Source organism: Pseudoalteromonas sp. ABV4_021, from assembly GCF_056159365.1.
The window spans coordinates 2,281,240-2,301,348 of the sequence record NZ_JBSWVB010000001.1 but is presented as its reverse complement, the minus strand read 5'-3'; the positions used below and the strand labels follow the sequence as shown (position 1 = coordinate 2,301,348).

At 41.0% G+C, this 20,109-nt stretch carries 21 protein-coding genes; 14 read left to right on the top strand and 7 right to left on the bottom strand.

Features of this window, described 5'->3' with window-relative positions; all coding sequences use genetic code 11:
- Both ACXAFE_RS10725 and ACXAFE_RS10720 read right to left on the bottom strand, forming a co-directional pair.
- Positions 1 to 561: a YajG family lipoprotein gene (locus ACXAFE_RS10725; protein WP_100913928.1), complete on the bottom strand. Its 561-nt coding sequence runs from the start codon at positions 559 to 561 to the stop codon at positions 1 to 3.
- Positions 562 to 563: 2 nt separating this feature from the next.
- The gene (locus ACXAFE_RS10720; protein WP_475152215.1) at positions 564 to 1,733 is read right to left on the bottom strand and encodes a methyltransferase; all 1,170 of its coding nucleotides are present in this window, start codon (positions 1,731 to 1,733) and stop codon (positions 564 to 566) included.
- A 42-nt stretch (positions 1,734 to 1,775) separates the two neighbouring features.
- Between ACXAFE_RS10720 and ACXAFE_RS10715 the strand changes: the two genes are divergently transcribed.
- From ACXAFE_RS10715 to nqrM, 14 genes are all read left to right on the top strand, one after another.
- Complete coding sequence (locus ACXAFE_RS10715) at positions 1,776 to 2,387, top strand: alpha-ketoglutarate-dependent dioxygenase AlkB family protein (RefSeq protein WP_475152213.1); 612 nt, start codon at positions 1,776 to 1,778, stop codon at positions 2,385 to 2,387.
- Positions 2,388 to 2,416: 29 nt separating this feature from the next.
- A complete protein-coding gene (locus tag ACXAFE_RS10710) occupies positions 2,417 to 2,725 on the top strand; it encodes a BolA family protein (protein ID WP_475152211.1) in 309 nt (102 codons plus the stop codon).
- A gap of 207 nt (positions 2,726 to 2,932) precedes the next feature.
- Positions 2,933 to 3,385: a TRAP transporter small permease subunit gene (locus ACXAFE_RS10705; RefSeq protein WP_475152209.1), complete on the top strand. Its 453-nt coding sequence runs from the start codon at positions 2,933 to 2,935 to the stop codon at positions 3,383 to 3,385.
- Positions 3,385 to 4,764 carry a TRAP transporter large permease gene (locus ACXAFE_RS10700; protein ID WP_475152207.1) on the top strand — a complete coding sequence of 460 codons (1,380 nt, stop codon included), beginning with the start codon at positions 3,385 to 3,387 and terminating at the stop codon, positions 4,762 to 4,764. The genes ACXAFE_RS10705 and ACXAFE_RS10700 overlap by 1 nt, the downstream gene beginning before the upstream one ends.
- A 30-nt stretch (positions 4,765 to 4,794) precedes the next feature.
- On the top strand, positions 4,795 to 5,892 hold the full coding sequence (locus ACXAFE_RS10695; protein WP_054980662.1) for a TRAP transporter substrate-binding protein: 1,098 nt from the start codon (positions 4,795 to 4,797) through the stop codon (positions 5,890 to 5,892).
- Between the two features lie 133 nt (positions 5,893 to 6,025).
- On the top strand, positions 6,026 to 7,213 hold the full coding sequence (gene fabV / locus ACXAFE_RS10690; protein WP_475152204.1) for an enoyl-ACP reductase FabV: 1,188 nt from the start codon (positions 6,026 to 6,028) through the stop codon (positions 7,211 to 7,213).
- A gap of 375 nt (positions 7,214 to 7,588) precedes the next feature.
- Positions 7,589 to 8,932 carry a Na(+)-translocating NADH-quinone reductase subunit A gene (locus ACXAFE_RS10685; RefSeq protein ID WP_054980660.1) on the top strand — a complete coding sequence of 448 codons (1,344 nt, stop codon included), beginning with the start codon at positions 7,589 to 7,591 and terminating at the stop codon, positions 8,930 to 8,932.
- Positions 8,933 to 8,936: 4 nt separating this feature from the next.
- A complete protein-coding gene (locus tag ACXAFE_RS10680; RefSeq protein ID WP_010561782.1) occupies positions 8,937 to 10,136 on the top strand; it encodes an NADH:ubiquinone reductase (Na(+)-transporting) subunit B in 1,200 nt (399 codons plus the stop codon).
- Complete coding sequence (locus ACXAFE_RS10675; protein ID WP_010561781.1) at positions 10,129 to 10,875, top strand: Na(+)-translocating NADH-quinone reductase subunit C; 747 nt, start codon at positions 10,129 to 10,131, stop codon at positions 10,873 to 10,875. Before ACXAFE_RS10680 ends, ACXAFE_RS10675 begins: the two co-directional genes overlap by 8 nt.
- Positions 10,875 to 11,504 carry an NADH:ubiquinone reductase (Na(+)-transporting) subunit D gene (locus ACXAFE_RS10670; protein WP_054980658.1) on the top strand — a complete coding sequence of 210 codons (630 nt, stop codon included), beginning with the start codon at positions 10,875 to 10,877 and terminating at the stop codon, positions 11,502 to 11,504. Before ACXAFE_RS10675 ends, ACXAFE_RS10670 begins: the two co-directional genes overlap by 1 nt.
- A 10-nt stretch (positions 11,505 to 11,514) precedes the next feature.
- Positions 11,515 to 12,123, top strand: coding sequence for an NADH:ubiquinone reductase (Na(+)-transporting) subunit E (gene nqrE / locus ACXAFE_RS10665; protein WP_010561779.1), 609 nt, complete (start codon positions 11,515 to 11,517; stop codon positions 12,121 to 12,123).
- Between the two features lie 20 nt (positions 12,124 to 12,143).
- Positions 12,144 to 13,370 (top strand): NADH:ubiquinone reductase (Na(+)-transporting) subunit F, encoded by a 1,227-nt coding sequence (nqrF, locus tag ACXAFE_RS10660; RefSeq protein ID WP_010561778.1) that lies wholly within the window; start codon positions 12,144 to 12,146, stop codon positions 13,368 to 13,370.
- Positions 13,371 to 13,466: 96 nt separating this feature from the next.
- Positions 13,467 to 14,489, top strand: coding sequence for an FAD:protein FMN transferase (locus tag ACXAFE_RS10655; RefSeq protein WP_475152198.1), 1,023 nt, complete (start codon positions 13,467 to 13,469; stop codon positions 14,487 to 14,489).
- Positions 14,490 to 14,661: 172 nt separating this feature from the next.
- Entirely contained in the window at positions 14,662 to 14,874 is a 213-nt protein-coding gene (gene nqrM, locus ACXAFE_RS10650; RefSeq protein ID WP_010561776.1) for a (Na+)-NQR maturation NqrM, read from the top strand.
- A 36-nt stretch (positions 14,875 to 14,910) separates the two neighbouring features.
- Here the strand turns inward: nqrM and ACXAFE_RS10645 are convergent.
- The 5 genes from ACXAFE_RS10645 to ACXAFE_RS10625 form a co-directional block, all read right to left on the bottom strand.
- A protein-coding gene (locus tag ACXAFE_RS10645) for an IS3 family transposase (protein WP_475149860.1) occupies positions 14,911 to 16,112 on the bottom strand; the annotation gives its coding sequence in 2 pieces (ribosomal slippage) (positions 14,911 to 15,764 and positions 15,764 to 16,112; 1,203 coding nt in all).
- Between the two features lie 95 nt (positions 16,113 to 16,207).
- A complete protein-coding gene (locus ACXAFE_RS10640) occupies positions 16,208 to 18,157 on the bottom strand; it encodes a M56 family metallopeptidase (protein WP_475152194.1) in 1,950 nt (649 codons plus the stop codon).
- A gap of 9 nt (positions 18,158 to 18,166) precedes the next feature.
- Complete coding sequence (locus tag ACXAFE_RS10635; RefSeq protein ID WP_475152192.1) at positions 18,167 to 18,553, bottom strand: BlaI/MecI/CopY family transcriptional regulator; 387 nt, start codon at positions 18,551 to 18,553, stop codon at positions 18,167 to 18,169.
- A gap of 54 nt (positions 18,554 to 18,607) precedes the next feature.
- Positions 18,608 to 19,360, bottom strand: a complete 753-nt coding sequence (locus ACXAFE_RS10630; protein ID WP_475152190.1) for a LytR/AlgR family response regulator transcription factor — start codon at positions 19,358 to 19,360, stop codon at positions 18,608 to 18,610.
- A gap of 143 nt (positions 19,361 to 19,503) precedes the next feature.
- The gene (locus ACXAFE_RS10625) at positions 19,504 to 19,869 is read right to left on the bottom strand and encodes a DUF3192 domain-containing protein (protein WP_010561772.1); all 366 of its coding nucleotides are present in this window, start codon (positions 19,867 to 19,869) and stop codon (positions 19,504 to 19,506) included.
- Positions 19,870 to 20,109 lie beyond the last annotated feature (240 nt).

Genomic DNA, 20,109 nt, shown 5'->3' with positions numbered 1-20,109 from the left:
CTAGCGATTAACCGCGTTAACAAATTCAGGGTCAGTCACAATACGTGTGATCATTTCTTCAATTAAGCGATTAACTTGCTGTTCTACTTTTGCTTTATCAAAGCCAAGTGGCGCTTCACTTTGCTTATTGCCTTTATAACGCTTAGCAAAACGGTGCTCAGTGGTTTCAATCACAACTTCAAGCTCTGCATTGGTAATTGTGGTGTGCTTGTGTAATTGCTGTTTAATCGTGGTATCTAATCGCTGAATATTAACATCGAGCGCCTTACCCATACCGCTATTGTTTGCACCCACTTGGGCTAATGCTTGTTCAATTGCTGGCGTAATTGACTCGGCAAGGTATTTATCTGCAAGCGTTTGGTTACCATCGCTATTTTTAATGGTAACTGTGGTAAAGCTCGCACGGCGGTCATTGACTGACAAGCTTACATCTTGCTGCACCATTTTTTGATGTGTTTGCGTATAGTTAGGGCTGAATATAAACTTTTGTGACGGTGTGCTGCATCCAGCAAGAAAGCCCAAAGTGAGGGCCAAAACGGTAACTTTATATTTTGCATTCATAATTATAATGCTCTCTTTTTAGCGCTTAAAACGACAAATTTCTTATTTGAGCCTAATAGCTTGTAGCCACCAAATAGGCGTTTTAGCTTTTCATGGTAATTTAAATGGCGGTTGCCAACAATACGCAATTCGCCACCGTCACGTAAACAGCGGAAACTATCAACAAACATTTGCCATGCAATATGGTCTGTAACTGCTTGCTGTTGGTGAAATGGCGGGTTGCACAAAATTAAATCGGCACTATTACTTTCTACGCCTGTGAGACAATCATTGTGTAAAAAAGTGCAGTTTTCTAACTGTTCTGGCAGATTTGCTGCGACATTGTGTTTAGCTGATGCAACAGCCATTGCTGACTCATCAACAAAGGTAACAAGTGCGTTGGGGCAGCGTTCAAGAGTGGTTAACCCAATGACACCATTGCCGCAGCCTAAATCGATGATGCGCTGTTTTTTATTTCCTTGTGGTAAGTAATTGATAAAAAAGCGTGCACCAATATCTAGTGAGTCACGACTAAACACGTTGGCGTGATTTGTGATGGTAAATTGCGTTTTTTCAAGAGGCCAAGTGATTGGAAACTTACTTTCTTGTGGCTTGTTGTGTTGTTTACTTAAAATTAAACGGGCTTTTTTAACTGCGAGTGATGTTGTTGTTGGCCCTGAAAAACGTTCAAATAACTGAATGGTAGATGAGTGGATGTCTTTTACTTTACCTGCAGCAATAATCGGGATGTCTTGGCGTAAAACTTTACTCAATTGGCTAAGTAAAAAAGTTAAGTAACCCGCGTTTTTCGGTACTTTTATAAGTACTAGGTCAAGATCGTTTGGTAGAGCATCTAAGCTTTTTAAAAACACCGTGTTTTCACCAGTGAGCTGATTTTGCTCAAGGTTGTAATGCGCAGCCTGTTCTGCAACAAACGAATCATTCAGATGGTAGATAAATGCATGATTAAATGCACAGGCCAGGGCGCCAAAACCGTCGTTAATGATCAGTACTTTGCTGCTGTTTTCTACTAACTGCTGCTGTTCTATATAATTTACTAAATACTCATCAGCCGCATCCCATGCTTGTAAGCTCGCGTTTTTTTGTTTGAGCGGAAAGCGTGATAGGGTAAATGTGTTCTCACCTAATTGAGCAATTTCATTTAGCTGTGAGTCTGAAGGTGTTTGCGACATAACGGTGTTGTGAATTTATTTTTAAAGGTGCAGTAGTTTATCATGGCTTGGAATGTTTCTAACAGCATTGAGCGAATAAATAAGGCGCAATGTGTCGCGCCAGACTTTTATTATTTTGAACACTTTATTGCAGAGCAAAAAGCGCGTTCCTTGTATCAACAATTACTGACTTTAGAGTGGCAGCAACCAACGCTGACCATTTTTAACAAACAACATACTATTCCGCGAAAGCAAATTTATATGGGCGATGCGGGAACTGGCTACCGCTATTCTAATCAACTGTTTTTGCCTGAGCCCTGGCATGCCAGCGTGCTTAATTTAAAAAATAGCCTTAATAATTGGTTTGGCACACAGTTTAATGCAGCGCTGCTTAACTGGTATCGCAATGGCGAAGATAAAATGGGTTGGCATGCGGATGACGAGCCTGAATTGGGGTTTTCCCCAACCATAGCGTCGATTTCCCTAGGTAGCTCACGCAAGTTTAAAATACGCGAAAACACCTCAAAGCAAGTGACGGATCTAATCCTTAGTAATGGCAGTTGTTTGTTGATGACAGGAGATAGTCAGCGCGATTATCAACATTCATTACCGGTACAAAAGCGTGTTAATGATGGTCGAATAAATCTGACGTTTCGCACTGTTTGTGGCATATAATAGGCAAAAATTTTCAATGAGAATTAACTATGTCGATGTTAGAGCAAATAGAATCAAAGCTAAAAAACGCGTTTTCTTGTGAACATTTAGAAGTGATTAATGAAAGTCATATGCATAGTCGTGGCACAGAATCACATTTCAAAGTGATTGTTGTTAGTAACGATTTTGAAGGTAAGCGTTTACTCCAGTGTCACCGTATGATCAATGAAGTCCTTGCTGATGAACTAGCGAATCATATTCATGCGTTAGCGATTCATACTTATACGCAATCGCAGTGGAAACATGCTGATATTCCTAATTCGCCTAAGTGTTTAGGTGGTTCTAAATTTGACCAGTAAGTAACAAATATACCTCAATCTTTTAATGTCCAGCCTTTGATGTGCAACAGGTTGGACTTTTCTCTTTGTTAATTAGGTGTTACATTTTTCCTTTTAAAATGATAACAATAATTAACAATGAGTGCAGTCAACTCTAATTCCTCTTCATCACATTTAATTAAAATCGCCAACCTTCTTGATGCTTTTATAGAGCGAATAGGGCAAACGGTGGCATGGTTTAGTTTTGCGATGGTGCTGATTATGTTTTTAATCGTGCTATTGCGCTATGGCTTTAGCCTTGGTTGGATAGCCATGCAAGAAAGCGTGCTTTATCTTCATGCTTATTTATTTATGTTGGGTTGTAGCTACGCGTTAAAACACGATGAGCATGTGCGTGTTGATGTATTTTATCGCCGCTTGTCAAAAGCGAAAAAGGCCTTTGTTAATTTAGTAGGCCACTTAGTGCTATTGTGGCCTGTTGCCATTTTTATTCTGTTTGTAAGTTTCGATTATGTTGCCGTGTCTTGGCAAATTAAAGAGCAATCGCAAGAAGCTGGCGGCCTTCCATTTGTTTACCTATTGAAAAGCTTGATCCCGTTAATGTGTATTTTATTACTGATACAAAGCCTGAGTGAAATTTGTAAGTGCTTAAATACGCTTTTCAATAAAGGAGATGCGTAATGGAATATATGGCAATTTTACTCTTTATATGTGTTTGCGTTGTACTTTTGATGGGTTTTCCCGTGGCATTTTCATTGGCGGGAACAGCGCTTATTTTTGCAGGTATTGGCAGCCTGTTTGGTATTTTTGATGGGGCGTTTTTGCATGCGTTGCCAAATCGTTTATTTGGCATAGTTACTAATAGCACTTTAATTGCTGTGCCATTATTTGTTTTTATGGGTGTCATGCTGGAAAAATCGAAAGTTGCTGAAAACTTACTCGATGCCATGGCCGTGGTCATGGGTAAACGCAAAGCGGGTATGGGTATTGCGGTAACCTTAGTGGGCATGTTGCTTGCCGCAAGTACGGGTATTGTGGGTGCAACCGTTGTAACTATGGGTCTATTGGCATTACCAACCATGTTAAAGCGTGGCTATAGCGAACAATATAGCTGCGGTATTATTACTGCAACGGGCACGCTTGGGCAGATCATTCCGCCTTCAATCGCATTAGTATTACTGGGTGATGTGTTGTCTAGTAGCTATCAGCAAGCACAACTTAATATGGGGATTTTCTCGCCAGAAAATGTCAGTGTAGGCGATTTATTCGCAGGTGCTGTGATCCCTGGCATCATTTTGGTGGGGCTTTATATTTTGTACTCAGTGTTTGTTGCGGTATTTAAACCAGAACAAGTTCCTGCATTATTGGATGAAGATATTGAGCATATTAAAAAGCGCAAGCAAGTATCGCTATTTGTAGCGCTTGTGCCGCCACTGATGCTGATTTTTATTGTACTAGGTTCTATTTTGTTTGGTATTGCTACACCAACAGAAGCGGCTGGTGTTGGCGCATTTGGCGCCATTATTTTAGCCGTTTGGCAAAAGCAGTTTAATCTTTCAAATTTAAACGCGGTAATGCAAAGCACCACCAAAGTGACTGCGATGGTGTTTATGATTTTAATCGGTGCATCGCTGTTTTCACTGGTTTTTAGAGGGTTTGGCGGCGAAGAACTGATTGCTGAAATGTTTGAAGCACTGCCCGGTGGCTTATTTGGTGCCATGCTCGTCGTGATGCTAGTGATGTTTTTACTTGGCTTTATTTTAGATTTTATTGAAATCACCTTTGTCGTAGTGCCAATTGTTGCACCGATTTTATTAATGATGGGGGCAGATCCCATTTGGCTTGGCATTATGATAGCGGTGAATTTACAAACCTCGTTTTTAACTCCGCCTTTTGGCTTTGCACTGTTTTATTTACGCGGTGTTGCACCAAAATCGGTGTTAACCTCGCAAATTTACAAAGGCGTGATACCTTTTATTATTATTCAATTGATTTTATTGGCGTTAATGGCTGCGTATCCAAGTTTAGTAACTTGGTTGCCTAGCCAGCTTTATGCATAAAATTATTGCAATGGAACGCACGGAGGAAGCATGAAAAAACTAAGTGCACTAATCACTTCAATTGCCTTGGCGGTTGGCTTAAGTGGTTGTGGTCAAGAACAACAAACCAGTAATGCAACAACAAATACGGTCGAACAGCAACAAAGCTTTAAATGGAAGCTAGTGACCAGCTGGCCAAAAAATTACCCAGGGCTCGGCACAGCGCCTGAGCGTTTTGCACAAAACGTGGAGGCAATGAGTAATGGCCGCTTAAAAATTAAAGTGTATGGCGCAGGCGAATTAGTCCCTGGATTTGAGGTATTTGATACCGTATCGAGCGGTACCGCTGAAATGGGTCACAGCGCAGCCTATTATTGGAAAGGAAAAATTCCTGCGGCGCAATTCTTTACTGCAATACCGTTTGGCATGAATGCACAAGAAGTTAACGGCTGGTTGCACCATGGTGGTGGTATGGAACTATGGAAAGAGCTCTATGAACCTTATAACTTAATTCCTGCGGCTGGTGGCAATACCGGCGTACAAATGGCTGGCTGGTTTAAAAAAGAAGTGAATAGCGTTGAGGATTTAAAAGGCTTAAAAATGCGTATTCCGGGTTTAGGTGGTGAAGTGCTTGAAAAACTCGGTGGTGTGCCATTGTCTTTAACAGGTGGTGAAATTTTCACTGCACTGCAAACCGGTGCAATTGATGCCACCGAGTGGGTTGGTCCGTATAACGATTTAGCCTTTGGTTTAAATAAAGCGGCAGAGTTTTACTATTATTCTGGTTGGCATGAACCAGGCGCAAATTTAGAGTTTTTAATTAATAAAGAGGCATATGCATCTTTACCGAGTGATTTGCAGGCCATTGTGACTTCAGCGATGCGCACTGCAAACCAAGATATGTTAGATGAGTATACGGCTCGCAATAATACTGCGCTTGATCAGCTTAAAAACAAGCACAATGTGAAGCTGCGTAAATTCTCGCCAGAAGTTATGCAGGCATTAAAGGCGGCCACAATGGAAGTAATTAGTGAACAAGCGCGCAATGATGAGGCTGTAGCAAAAGTATGGCGTTCTTACTCAGAGTTTTTACAGCAAGTTAAGGCGTATCATCAGATTTCAGAAATGGAATATTATTCGAATCGATAACACGATAAGATGATAGGGGGCGTAAGCCCCTTTTTTATGAAAATTATTTGCTGATCAGACCTGTTTATCAGTGCTTTGCTTTAAACTAGCAACAATTTTAAAAGATTTTATTAGGTAAAAGTGGAATTAACTTATGGTTATCAAGCCTAAAATTCGTGGTTTTATTTGTACAAACGCGCACCCAGTTGGCTGTGCAGCTCATGTGAAAGAGCAAATTGAATATGTGAAGTCTCAAGGCCAATTAGAAACTGGACCTAAAAACGTATTAGTAATTGGTGCATCGACTGGCTACGGTCTTGCATCACGTATTACAGCAGCATTTGGTGCAGGCGCAAAAACGCTAGGTGTGTTCTTTGAAAAAGAAGGTACGGAAAAGCGTACAGGTTCTGCAGGCTGGTACAACACAGCGGCATTCCAAGCAGAAGCTGAAGCCGCTGGCCTTTGGTCAAAAAACATTAATGGCGATGCGTTTTCTAACGAATTAAAAGAAAAAACGATTGCAACTATTAAAGAAGAGCTAGGTAAAGTTGATTTAGTTATTTACAGCCTTGCTTCACCACGTCGTACCGATCCGAATACAGGTGAAACCTACTCTTCAGTTCTTAAGCCAATTGGAGATTCAGTTACGACGAAGAACTTAAACACGTCTAAGCGTGTTATTGATGAAGTAACTGTTGAAGCGGCTAACGAAGAAGAAATTGCTAACACTGTTAAAGTGATGGGCGGTGAAGACTGGGAAATGTGGCTTGATGCGCTACAACAGGCTGATGTACTTGCAGATGGCTTTAAAACGACAGCTTACACTTACATTGGTAAAGAATTAACGTGGCCAATTTACGGACATGCAACAATCGGTAAAGCGAAAGAAGACTTAGACCGTGCAGTCGCAGCAATTAAAGATAAAACAGCGAACCTAAATGGTGAGGCGTATGTTTCTTCATTAAATGCTGTTGTAACGCAAGCAAGCTCTGCAATTCCAATTATGCCACTTTACATTTCTGGTCTTTTCAAAGTGATGAAAGAAGATGGCACTTACGAAGGCACAATTGAGCAGATCAATGGCTTATTCCGTGAAAACCTTTACGGTGATAACCCACGTTTTGACGAAGGCGGTCATTTATTCCAAAACTACAAAGAGTTGGAAGATGACGTTCAAGCTCGTGTACAAACTATTTGGGATACTGTAGATAGCGATTCAATTGACGAACTTACGGATTACGTGAGCTATCATAATGAATTTTTAAAACTATTTGGTTTTGGTATCGACTGCGTAGATTACGACGCTGACGTAAACCCAGTTGCAGATATTGAGTTAGTGTAAAACTCAGCGTCTCTTTTTAGAGTTCAGAAGGTGGGTGTTGTAACACGCCGATATTCTGAACTCTTAATTCTCAATTCCATCAATCTTCTTCCCCCTGAAAATTTCTCACATAACACTTTTGGCTAATTGATTTAATTGAAATGGTGATCGACCCAGTAGATTAGAGCGTTTAGTAACTTGTAAAGTACAAATTTTAGGCTTTAATTTGTAAGCATAAATTTCAATTTAGACTCGCATAGTCATCCGAATTAATGTTAAAATTCGGGGAATATGTATAGATTCGATTGTATCGCCTAATATTTGCACTTTCGTGAATGTTTGGTGGTACATGGTTAGATTTTTCAGTTTCTTTTCATTAATGTAATGCAAGTGCGTATGATCAACATAAAAAAAGGTCTGGACTTGCCAATTGAAGGCGCACCTTCGCAGGTGATTCATGACGGTTCTGCCGTTAAACGAGTCGCTGTGCTAGGTGAAGAATTTATTGGTATGCGTCCTACCATGCATGTTCGTGTGGATGACCAAGTCAAGAAAGGCCAAGTTCTTTTTGTCGACAAAAAGAATCCTGGCGTTAAGTATACTGCACCAGCCTCTGGTGTTGTTAAAGAAGTCAATCGCGGTGCTAAGCGTGTATTGCAATCTGTTGTTATTGAAGTTAACGGCAGTGAGCAAGAAACGTTTGCGTCTTTCTCGGCAGGTGAGCTAGCGAGCCTTGACCGTGCAAAAGTGCAAGAAGTACTGGTTGAATCAGGTCAATGGCCGGCGCTTCGTACCCGTCCATTCAGTAAAGTTCCAGCTCTGGATTCAACGCCAAGCTCGATCTTTGTTACTGCAATTGACACTAACCCATTAGCAGCAGACCCAGCAATTGTTATTGCTGAGCAAGCTGAAGCGTTTGAAGCAGGCCTTGCGGTTGTTTCTCGCCTAACTGACGGTAAAGTGTTTGTATGTAAGGCGCCTGGTGCAACTGTTCCTTCTTCATCTGTAGCTCAAGTAGAAGTACATGAGTTCGGTGGTAAGCACCCAGCAGGTTTAGTAGGTACTCACATTCACCACTTAGACGCTGTTTCTGCTGAAAAGCAAGTATGGCACTTAGGTTACCAGGATGTGATTGCATTCGGTAAACTATTCCTAACAGGTGAAATCTTCACTGATCGCGTTGTGGCGTTAGCAGGTCCTACTGTTAAAAACCCACGCTTAATCAAAACTCAACTAGGCGCATCTACGGATGACATCGTTGCTGGTGAGTTAGAAGATGGCGAAAACCGTGTGATTTCTGGTTCTGTACTTTCGGGTACTACGGCAAGTGGCCCTCATGCTTTCTTAGGTCGTTACCACACTCAGATCACAGCATTATTAGAAGGTCGTGAAAAAGAATTATTCGGCTGGATTGCTCCAGGTGCGAAGAAGTTCTCAGTAACACGTACTTTCCTATCGCATTTAGCGCCTAGTCGTTTATTCAAAATGACGACGTCAACAGGTGGCTCAAGCCGTTCTATGGTGCCAATCGGTAACTACGAGCGCATTATGCCTTTAGATATCCTTCCTACTTTATTACTTCGTGATTTAATCGCGGGTGATTTAGATGGTGCGATTTCGCTAGGTGCACTTGAGCTAGATGAAGAAGATTTAGCGCTATGTACCTTCGTTTGTCCAGGTAAATACGAGTACGGTCCAATCCTTCGTGAACGCCTGACTACTATTGAGAAGGAAGGTTAATCCCATGGGCTTAAAGAAGTTTCTTGAAGATATCGAGCCGCATTTTGAACCAGGTGGTAAACACGAAAAATGGTATGCGCTGTATGAAGCAGCTGCGACTATTTTCTACACACCAGGTCATGTAACTAAAACCGGCTCTCACGTACGTGATAATATCGACCTTAAACGTATTATGATCTTAGTTTGGATGGCGACATTCCCAGCTATGTTCTTCGGTATGTTTAATATCGGTCATCAAGCGTCAATCGCGCTTGCTAATGGTTTCGCTTTAGGTGATTCATGGCAGGTTGCGTTATTCCAAATGTTTGGCGGTGAATTAACTGCAACATCGGGGTGGGGCGCTAAAATGTTCTACGGTGCTTGTTTCTTCCTACCAATTTACGCAACTGTGTTTGCTGTAGGTGGTTTCTGGGAAGTACTATTTGCATCGATTCGTAAGCACGAAGTTAACGAAGGTTTCTTCGTAACATCGGTACTATTCGCACTTATTCTGCCAGCAACAATTCCGCTTTGGCAGGTAGCACTAGGTATTACCTTTGGTGTAGTAATGGCGAAAGAAGTATTTGGTGGTACAGGCCGTAACTTCTTAAACCCAGCACTTGCTGGTCGTGCATTCTTATTCTTCGCATACCCTGCACAAATCTCAGGTGATACTGTGTGGACAGCGGTAGATGGTTTCTCTGGTGCGACTATGCTTGGTCAAGCGGTTGTTGGTAGCGTTGACTACAGCAACATGGAACTATGGTGGAATGCATTCTACGGTTTCGTTCAAGGTTCTGTAGGTGAAACGTCGACACTAGCACTGATGATTGGTGGTTTAGCACTAATTTACTTCCGTATCGCTTCATGGCGCATCGTACTAGGTGTGTTTGCAGGTATGGTTGCAATGTCATTCCTATTAAATGGTATCGGCTCTGAAACCAATAACATGTTTGCTATGCCTTGGCATTGGCACCTAGTGCTAGGTGGCTTCGCATTTGGTATGTTCTTCATGGCGACCGACCCAGTTTCTGCATCTTTCACAGATAAAGGTAAGTGGGCATACGGTATTCTTATTGGTGTAATGGTTGTATTAATCCGTGTTGTAAACCCTGCATACCCAGAAGGTATGATGCTAGCAATTCTATTTGCTAACTTGTTTGCACCGTTATTCGACCACTTTGTAGTTCAGTCGAACATCAAGAGGAGATTGGCTCGTGGCTAGTAATAACGAATCTATCGGCAAAACACTTGGTGTTGTAGTTGGCTTATGTTTAGTGTGCGCGGTAGTTGTATCGCTTGCCGCTGTGCAACTTCGTCCGCTACAGCAAGCAAACAAAACACAAGACGTTCAGCGTAATATTCTAGCTGCTGCTGGTTTCGCTGACGTTAAAAATGTGTCTGAAACATTCAATGCAAACATTGAAGCTCGCGTTGTTGATATGAAAACAGGTGAGTTCGTTGACACTGATCCAAACAGCTTTGATTTTGAAATGACTAAGTTCGATGCTAAACGCAGCATCAAACTAGACAAGCAAGACGATAAAGCAGGTGTTCAGCGCATGACAACTGAGTCTCCAGTTTATTTTGCAAAAAATGACAGCGGTAAAGTAGAAACAATCATTCTACCAGTTCAAGGTTACGGCCTATGGGGTATTATGTACGGTTTCTTAGCGTTAGACACTGATACTAAAACAGTTAAAGCGATTAACTTCTACAAGCACAATGAAACGCCGGGTCTAGGTGGTGAAATCCAAAACCCTAAGTGGACTGCGACTTGGGAAGACAAGCAATTACCAGTTGATATCGTAAAAGGTACAGCGGGTAACAATGTGCATAAAGTGGATGGTTTATCGGGTGCAACGCTTACTTCTGTAGGTGTTGATAACACATTCAAGTTCTGGACAAGCGAAAAAGCGTTTGGTCCATTCCTAGCGAAAGTACGTGAAGGAGCATTGAACTAATGGCTAATTCAAAAGAAATGAAAGAAGTCTTGTTTGGTCCTGTTTTTGCAAACAACCCAATTGCACTTCAAGTACTGGGCATTTGTTCTGCACTAGCAGTAACTTCAAGCCTTAAAAATGCGCTTATCATGTCAATCGCATTGACATTAGTAACGGCTTTCTCGAGCTTATTCATCTCGATGATCCGTAACCATATTCCATCAAGCGTACGTATTATCGTACAGATGACGATTATTGCATCATTAGTAATCGTTGTTGACCAAACGCTACAAGCGTTTGTTTACGCAACAGCGAAAGAGCTTTCGGTATTCGTTGGTCTAATCATTACTAACTGTATTGTAATGGGCCGCGCAGAAGCATATGCAATGAAGTCGCCACCAATGATGTCTTTCCTAGATGGTATTGGTAATGGTCTTGGTTACTCAGTAGTACTACTAACTGTTGGTTTCATTCGTGAACTCTTCGGTAAAGGTACGCTGTTTGATGTTGAAATCTTACCATTAGTTTCTGAAGGTGGTTTCTATCAGCCAATGGGTCTTCTAATTCTTCCACCAAGTTCTTTCTTCATCATTGGTTTATTCATTTGGGTACTTCGTACTTATAAGAAAGACCAAGTAGAGAAAGCATAAGAGGTAAGAGATGGAACATTATATTAATCTATTTATCAAAGCGGTTTTCATTGAAAACTTAGCGCTTTCTTTCTTCCTAGGTATGTGTACATTCCTAGCGGTATCAAAGAAAGTTACTACCTCTTTAGGTCTTGGTGTTGCTGTAATCTTCGTACTAGGTGTTGCAGTACCAGTAAACAACTTGGTTTACCACAACTTGCTTGCACCTGGTGCACTTGAGTGGTTAGGTTACCCTGAAGCTGACTTAAGCTTCCTTAAGTTCCTAACATTCATCGGTGTTATCGCAGCACTTGTGCAAATCCTTGAAATGGCACTTGATAAGTTCTTCCCACCGCTATACAACGCGCTGGGTATCTTCTTACCACTTATCACCGTAAACTGTGCGATTTTTGGTGCAGTAGCATTCATGGTTGAGCGTAACTATAACTTCACAGAATCAGTTGTATTTGGTATTGGTTCTGGTGTTGGTTGGGCGCTTGCGATTGTTGCGTTAGCGGGTATTCGAGAGAAGATGAAGTATGCTGACATTCCAGACGGTCTTCGTGGTTTAGGTATTACCTTTATTACTGTAGGTCTTATGGGTCTCGGCTTTATGTCATTCTCTGGTATTTCACTTTAAGGTAGCGAGGAAACTATACGATGGAAACAGTTGTATTAGGCGTAAGCATGTTTATCGCTATTGTTGTGATCTTAGTCCTGATTATCATCGCGGCTAAATCAAAACTAGTACCTAGCGGTAACGTAACGATTGGTGTTAATGGTGATCCTGAAAAAGCGATTATCACACAGCCAGGTTCAAAACTTTTAGGCGCATTAGCCGATGCAGGTATCTTCGTATCATCTGCATGTGGTGGCGGTGGCTCATGTGGTCAGTGTCGCGTAGACGTTCATTCAGGTGGTGGTGACATTCTACCAACTGAGCTTGACCATATTACTAAAGGTGAAGCGCGTGAAGGTTGTCGTTTAGCGTGTCAGGTTGCTGTTAAAGGCGACATGGAAATTGAACTTGAAGAGTCAATTTTCGGTGTTAAAAAGTGGGAATGTACAGTTATCTCAAATGATAACAAAGCGACATTCATCAAAGAGCTTAAGCTTGCAATTCCTGATGGCGAGTCTGTACCGTTCCGTGCAGGTGGTTACATCCAGATTGAAGCGCCAGCTCACCATGTTAAATATGCTGATTTCGATATTCCTGAAGAGTATCGTGGTGATTGGGAGCATTTTGGCTTCTTTGGCCTTGAGTCAAAAGTTGATGAAGAGACTATCCGTGCATATTCAATGGCTAACTACCCAGAAGAAGAAGGCATTATCATGCTTAACGTGCGTATTGCTACGCCGCCGCCGCGTGATTTAAGCTTACCTTGCGGTAAGATGTCATCTTACATCTGGTCACTTAAAGAAGGTGATAAGGTTACGATTTCTGGTCCGTTCGGTGAGTTCTTCGCGAAAGACACAGACGCAGAAATGGTATTCGTTGGTGGTGGTGCAGGTATGGCACCAATGCGTTCACACATTTTCGACCAGCTTAAGCGTCTTAACTCTGACCGCAAGATGAGCTTCTGGTACGGTGCGCGTTCTAAGCGTGAAATGTTCTACGTTGAAGATTTCGATGGCCTACAAGCTGAGAATGATAACTTCGTATGGCACTGTGCATTATCAGATCCACAACCAGAAGATAACTGGGAAGGTTACACAGGCTTTATCCATAATGTTCTTTATGAAAACTATTTACGTGATCATGAAGCACCGGAAGACTGTGAATACTACATGTGTGGTCCGCCGATGATGAACGCGGCAGTAATTAACATGCTGAAAGACTTGGGTGTTGAAGATGAAAACATCCTACTAGATGACTTCGGTGGTTAATTCACAGGTAAAAAGATAAATTTTTACGATACAATTCAGGCTCCTAAATCGACTATAATGATTTAGGAGCCTTTTTTATTACAAGATAATAAGTTTATGAAACGAATATACTATTTTGCTTTTTTTCTGATTCTAATGACCCTAGTTGGCTGTGATCAGGCGGCTAAAGAAACCAAGATGCAAGAGGTGTTGTTGCAAGGCAAGACCATGGGCACAACCTTCACAATTAAGGTGTTTGTGCCAGAACAAAGAGTGCAGGAGCTGAGCTTATTCAGTGATGTAACAAGCCTGTTGAAAGACGTAAACCAATCCATGTCTACGTATATTCCTGATTCTGAAATCAATCAGTTTAACCGTTTAGCTGCGCATCAAAACTTTCCTATTTCTGAAGATTTCCGCCGCGTTACTGCTGAGTCAATTCGTTTAGGCTTAAGCACAAAGACGCTTGATGTGACTATGGGACCTTTAATCGATTTATGGGGTTTTGGGCCTGACAACCGCCCTGAAACCATTCCGAGCGATGATGTGATTGCTGAAATAAAGCAACATATGGGTGTTGATAAGCTTAAGTTATCAGAACAAGGATTGATGAAGACAGTTGAAGGGTTAGAGATAAGTTATTCGGCAACAGCGAAAGGCTTTGGTATTGATAAAGTAGCTGAATATTTAGACTCATTGTCTTTAACTAATTACATGGTTGAAATTGGCGGCGAAATTCGTACTTCAGGTCACAAGCCAAACAACGTGCCTTGGGTATTGGCTATCGAACAACCAGATAGTGAACCTGGTACACGTGAGTTTCATAAGTTAATTCGCGTAAATGACATTGCTATGGCAACTTCAGGTGACTATCGTATATTTTACGATGTCGATGGCGTACATTACTCTCATCTTATACACCCTGAAACGGGCAAGCCGGTGCGTCAGGACTTAGTTTCGGTAACAGTGCTGCATGCGTCAGCAATGACAGCGGATGGTTTAGCGACTGCGCTAACAGTAATGGGCACAGAGCAAGCGAAACAATATGCAGAGCAACATAACCTGGCCGTTTACCTCATTAGTAAAACACCAAAAGGTTTGGAAACTTACGCCAGCAACGCGTTTAAGCCGTACCTGTAAGTTATTTATTTGCTTTATGGAGCAACTTGGTGTTTTGAGTTGCTCGATTTACATATTTGAGTGTGAGACTGTTTTGAATTTTGCCTTGCTTTGGGTCAAGTATTAGCCAATACAATATTACATTTTTTGTCTTGAGCGCGTATAATTGCGACACTTTTTTAAGGGGCCAACTATGTCTATATTTTTTCTTACTTTTGGATTACTCGTTATTATTGCACTAGCAATGGCTGTGGGTGTAATTGTACAAAAGAAATCAATGGCGAGTAGCTGTGGTGGCTTAGGTGCAATGGGCATAGATAAAGTATGTGACTGCGACGACCCATGTGAAGCACGTAAACAGCGTTTAGCAAAAGAGCGTCGCTGGAATAAAGATCGCATCATTTAATCTGACCCATCCTAGCATGAGTTGACACTTTTAATATTAAAACGCTCGATGAACTTCATCGGGCGTTTTGTATTTTAAAGCCGTGTGTGGCCTTCTTTGATTATAGATATCAATGGATTGTTTCACCATTTTCGCAGCTTCTTCCAAGTTATTAGGCTTTGTCAGTAAATACTCGTTTTTCAGTATACCGTTTACGCGTTCCGCCAAGGCATTTTGGTAGCAGTCATATCCATCTGTCATTGAGCACGTTATGCCATATTCTTCGTGTATGCGTTGGTATTCATGTGAGCAATATTGAATACCTCTATCAGAATGATGGATAAGAGGTGAAGTGACTTTTCTATTTTTTAACGCTTGTTTAAACGCCTGTTTTACTGAACTCGTTTTTAAATTATCACTTAGGCTATAACCCACTATTTTTCTAGAGTAAGCATCTGTTACTAGACTTAGATAGGACTCGCATTCTTTCGTTGGCAGGTAAGTGATATCCGCCACCCATAATTGCTCTGGACGAGTTAATTCAATCCCATCTTTTATGATGTTTGGGTGTTTATAAAATCGATGCAGACTCTGTGTTGTTCGGTGATAGGCGCGCTTAGTTAGCACTAATAAGCGGTTTACTCTCAGTAAGGCAAACAAGTGGTCTCGGCCAATGTGTAGCTCTGACTGTTGCATTATGTACTGTAACTTTCTGGTACCAATGCGAGGATGAGTCATCCGCTGTGCCTTTACGAACGATAATACTCGTTGCTCAAACTGCTCTTTTATTACCGCCACTTTACAGCGTTTATAATAAGCTTGTCGTGTTATACCCAAGTACTTACACGCCTTGGTCACTGACAGTTTGGCTATGACTTTTGATTCAACAACCTGTCGCGTTGCTTTTTTGTGATACGTACCCCAAAGTCTTTATCAAGCACATCGACAATTTTCTCGAAGAACTCGGCTTTTAACTTGGTATCTTCTAACTCTTTCTCAAGGGCTTTAATCTTTTGCTCTGGTGTTAAATCTTTAGGCTCTGACATACCGGTAGCCTCACTCATGTGATTAGGTGTTCCCTTACTCCAATCTAGTCGACCATGCTTACGAAGCCAAACTAAAACTGTTGAAGCACCTTGGATACCATAGTGGTCTTGCGCTTGTTTGTATGTACACTCGCCTTTTTCTACTTTTTCCACAATTGATAATTTAAAGGCAAGTGAATAATCTTTTTGAGTTCTCTTAGATATAGGGTTCATAACATTCTCCAAATTTAAGTTGGAAAAGTGTCAACCTTATTTAGGACTGGTCAATCATTATAAAAAAGGCCATCAATTGATGGCCTTTTACTTATTTATCTATATCTATTTGCAATTCTACTGCCTGTAACGGGTCGTAGGTATTGGCCTGGGTCACTAAAGCCAAAGATTTTACTCATCTTAGTTGAAACCTTTTTATCACCCTTCATTGCAGGCTCAAAACGCCATTCTTTAAGGGCGCGTGCAATGGAGCGCTTGAATCGGCTATTTACATTACCCCTATACTCTATATCTCTAACATGACCTTGCTCATCAATAGTAAATGTTACTGCAACATCCACGTGATTCTGTCTTGATGATGGCATTCTTGGGTGCTCAGGAATAACCGAATGAATAAGCTTGGCGCTAGTAAATTTTGGCTCTACAGCCACCGTTGTTTTTTCGGGCTGTTTTTTTACTACTGGCGCAGTAGTTAACTTTTCCGCGTGTTCGGTTTTTGCAACCGATGGTGTTTTAACAGGTTGGTTTGCGTTAGCCGCTAATTGATTGATTTTGCGCTTGCTAATTTGCTGAGTTTTTACTTTCGTCGATTCAATAGTCTTATCTGCTTGAACTTTTGCAACTACCGCTGACTTCGCTTTTTGCTCTGTCTGTTTACTTGCTATTGTTTGCTGTTCAGCAGCTTCTTTTTTGTTTACGTCAGTAACGCTACTTTCGTTTGTATCACGCGTTTTTGAGAGCGAACTTTCCTTTGATGTTAATTTGGGTGCAGGTTTTGTATCGCTCACTGTGTTTTCAATTTGAGTATGTGTTTTATTGGTTGATTTAGCTACAACAGTACTCTTAATTGATGCTTTTTCTGTAAGGCTTTCTTCTACTTTAGCAACTGTTGTTTCAAGCGGTTCACTGGCTTGTTGTTCTTTGTTTTTCTTAACAATCGGTTGTTGTGGCTTTTTATTTTCAGCAACCTTTGCGTCTAGCACCATAACGTGTTGCTGGTTAGTTGGTGGAACTGGCGCCAGCTCGGTCTGTGTCATCGCAATAACTTTAGAGGCGGTAAATATGCTTGGAATAACGAATGCTGCAGCGAGTGCGGCGAGCCATTGGTTACCATAGCGTGGCGCACAGCTATGCTGACCTACGGCGCGATGAATACGTGATGATAAGTCACCACCTGTTGCTGCCATGGCAAGCTCAGGAATATTGTGTCTAAGCACTTCTGCTTCAGCTAACGCTCTGGCATACACTAACTGGTTACCACAGTGGTGGATTGCTAAATCATCACAGCAATACTCACGTTCTTGTCGAATTTGTTTAGAAATCCACTTAACTGCTGGGTGGAAGAATAAGACTAACTCAACAAATGTTTGTATTAGGTTGACTAAATAATCATAACGTTTGATATGTGCAAGCTCGTGTGCCATTAGCATTTCTAGTTGGGCGATTGATAACCCGCTTGCCAAATTTGCTGGCAGCAACACCACGGGCTTTATCCAGCCAATTGCCATAGGTACGTGCGCTGTTAACGATATAACCAAACGAGCACGTTTAGTTACAAAAAGGCGCTCTTTAAGCTGGTTGAAAATTAACTCTAGCTTATCTGATGGCTGCACAATATTAATTGTTGTAAGCCTGTGCACTTGCAGCATTTGTAAAGTAAGACGCATGCTTAACACAATAATGCCAGTCATCCACAGCACGGCAACTAGCGGCGTATAATCAGCTAACTGAATCTGATGCGCAGTTTTAGACATACCAGAAGGCGCTATTGGTGATGCAATAACGTCGTTTGTTGTAAATGTGCTTACATTAATTATTTCGTCAGGTTGCGACAGTACATAAAAAGTAACTGTTGGCGCAATAACACAAAGCAGTAAACAGAATAATGAGAAAATATAACGGAATTGGCTGTGCTTATTGCTGGTAAGTTTATTTACACAGAAAAGTAGGCCCGCAATAACTAAGCCTTGCCATAAAAAATGTAATAGAGTGAGAGAGATAAAATAGAGAGTATTACTTTCTAATAATGAGGGCAGTATATCCATAACGTGTGCTTACTTATTATTTTTTTCGAGAGAATCTAACAGAGTACGAATTTCATTAATTTCTTTAGTACTGGCTTTTTCGTCGCCAAGTGCGCGCATCACCAGATCAAAACGTGACCCACCAAACGCTTTGTTAACAATGTCTGACAGTAAAGATGATTGGGTGTGTTCCACTGTATATGCCGCGCTGTAGACATGCGCACGAGTTGATTCATCACGTGTAACAAGGCCTTTTTCGTGCATGATTTGTAGCATTTTAAGCACAGTGGTGTAGCCTATTTTTTGGCTTTCACTGATATGTTCATGCAAAGTGCGAACAGTGGCGGGCTGTATACGCCACAGCACATTAAGAATGTTGAGTTCTGCACTTGTTGGCACGCGTTTATTCTTATTCATAATTACGTCACTTTTCGTAGGTTGTTATTTACTCTACGAGATAGAGTTTATTTGTCAACCAATTAATCCTTGCATGTTTTGCTTGTAACGTCGGGATAAATTGAGATTGGCGCCGTCTTTTAAGGTAACAATATAGTCGCCGTTATCAGTAGGGCGAATTTCGCGTATTGCTTGCTTTTTGATGATCGCAGAGCGATGGATGCGAATAAAGCCAAATGGCGATAGCTGCTGTTCCATTGAAGATAATGTTTGGCGATGTAAAATCGTTCGCTCATCTTGGTTGAGGTGCAATTCAACGTAGTTTCCAGCGCCGCCAACCCAAGAAATTTCATCAGGTGTTAAAAATTTTATTCTACCGGCGTCTTTTAAAACGATTTGCTGGTCATCTAATTGGTTAGACGAAAATCGTTGTACCAGTGAGCTCATCAATTCAAATTGCTGTTTTTCAGGCGCGAGCATTCTGGCTAGCTTATCTAATGTTTTGCCTAAACGAGAATTGCCCATTGGTTCTAAAATAAAATCAAATAAACCACATTCAAATGCCTTAGCTGCATCAACGCGATTGCTTGATAATAATATGATTTCAGTTGAGTCTGCTAATGATTGAAGTGTAGGCCAATCATGTTCTTGAATAAGCTCATTTTGTACAAAAAGTACTTTGGCACTGGTTTTTTTACAGGCTGCTATTAATTTGGCAAAACAAGATTCAACATTTGTTAGCTCAAAAAGTGAGTTGTCGATTTGTTGTGACAGAATGTCTGAGAATGTTGGGTCGTTGTGACCGACGACTAGATTGTATCTATCCATTTTATCCACCTAATTACGATGCCTTTCGTAATTAATATTACGAAACTTGTCGTAATAGTCAACGAATAAATGTAAGTAGATGTAAATAGATTGATTTAAAAGGGTTTTAAAGAAAAGGGCGAAACATTTCGCCCTTACACATATTAATTTTTTAACTGCTCAAGAGCGTGCTCGCCCCAGCCTGTTAGTTGATTATTTTTAAACACAAGCGGCGTACATTCGTCTTTTGTTGTTTTACCGTCAGAATGAATAGAGTTTGTTGCGTAGTAAAGAACGCGATATTCAGTGTCGTTTTGTTTTACTAGCTCAGAAAAATTTGGCGTACCAAGTTTATTGATCACGTGTTGATACTCTTTTCCAATTTCCATATTGGCAATCGCTTTGCGGTTTTTTTCATGGGTTCTTTCCCAGCTAGATGAGTAGTCTGATTTGCCTTCACCGCCTACTGCAACAACACAGCCTGTTAAAAGTGGCAATGTGAGCGCTGATGCTAAAACTAAGTATTTCATAGAAGATCCTTGAATGATATTTCAAATATTATAATTTTCTAGTTATTAGCAGAAATAGTGCCAAAAAATTAAATTGCTATTTATCAGTGGTTTATTGTTTTTGGCTTTTCTTCTTTTGGTGATATTTACGAAATGTTAGTGACTTTGACTAGTTGCCATAGCCGAATATATTTTCCTTTCAAGATGTTTTAATCGTCGTTTTCTGCGGATATTTATTGTACCTAAATGAACATTTACAAA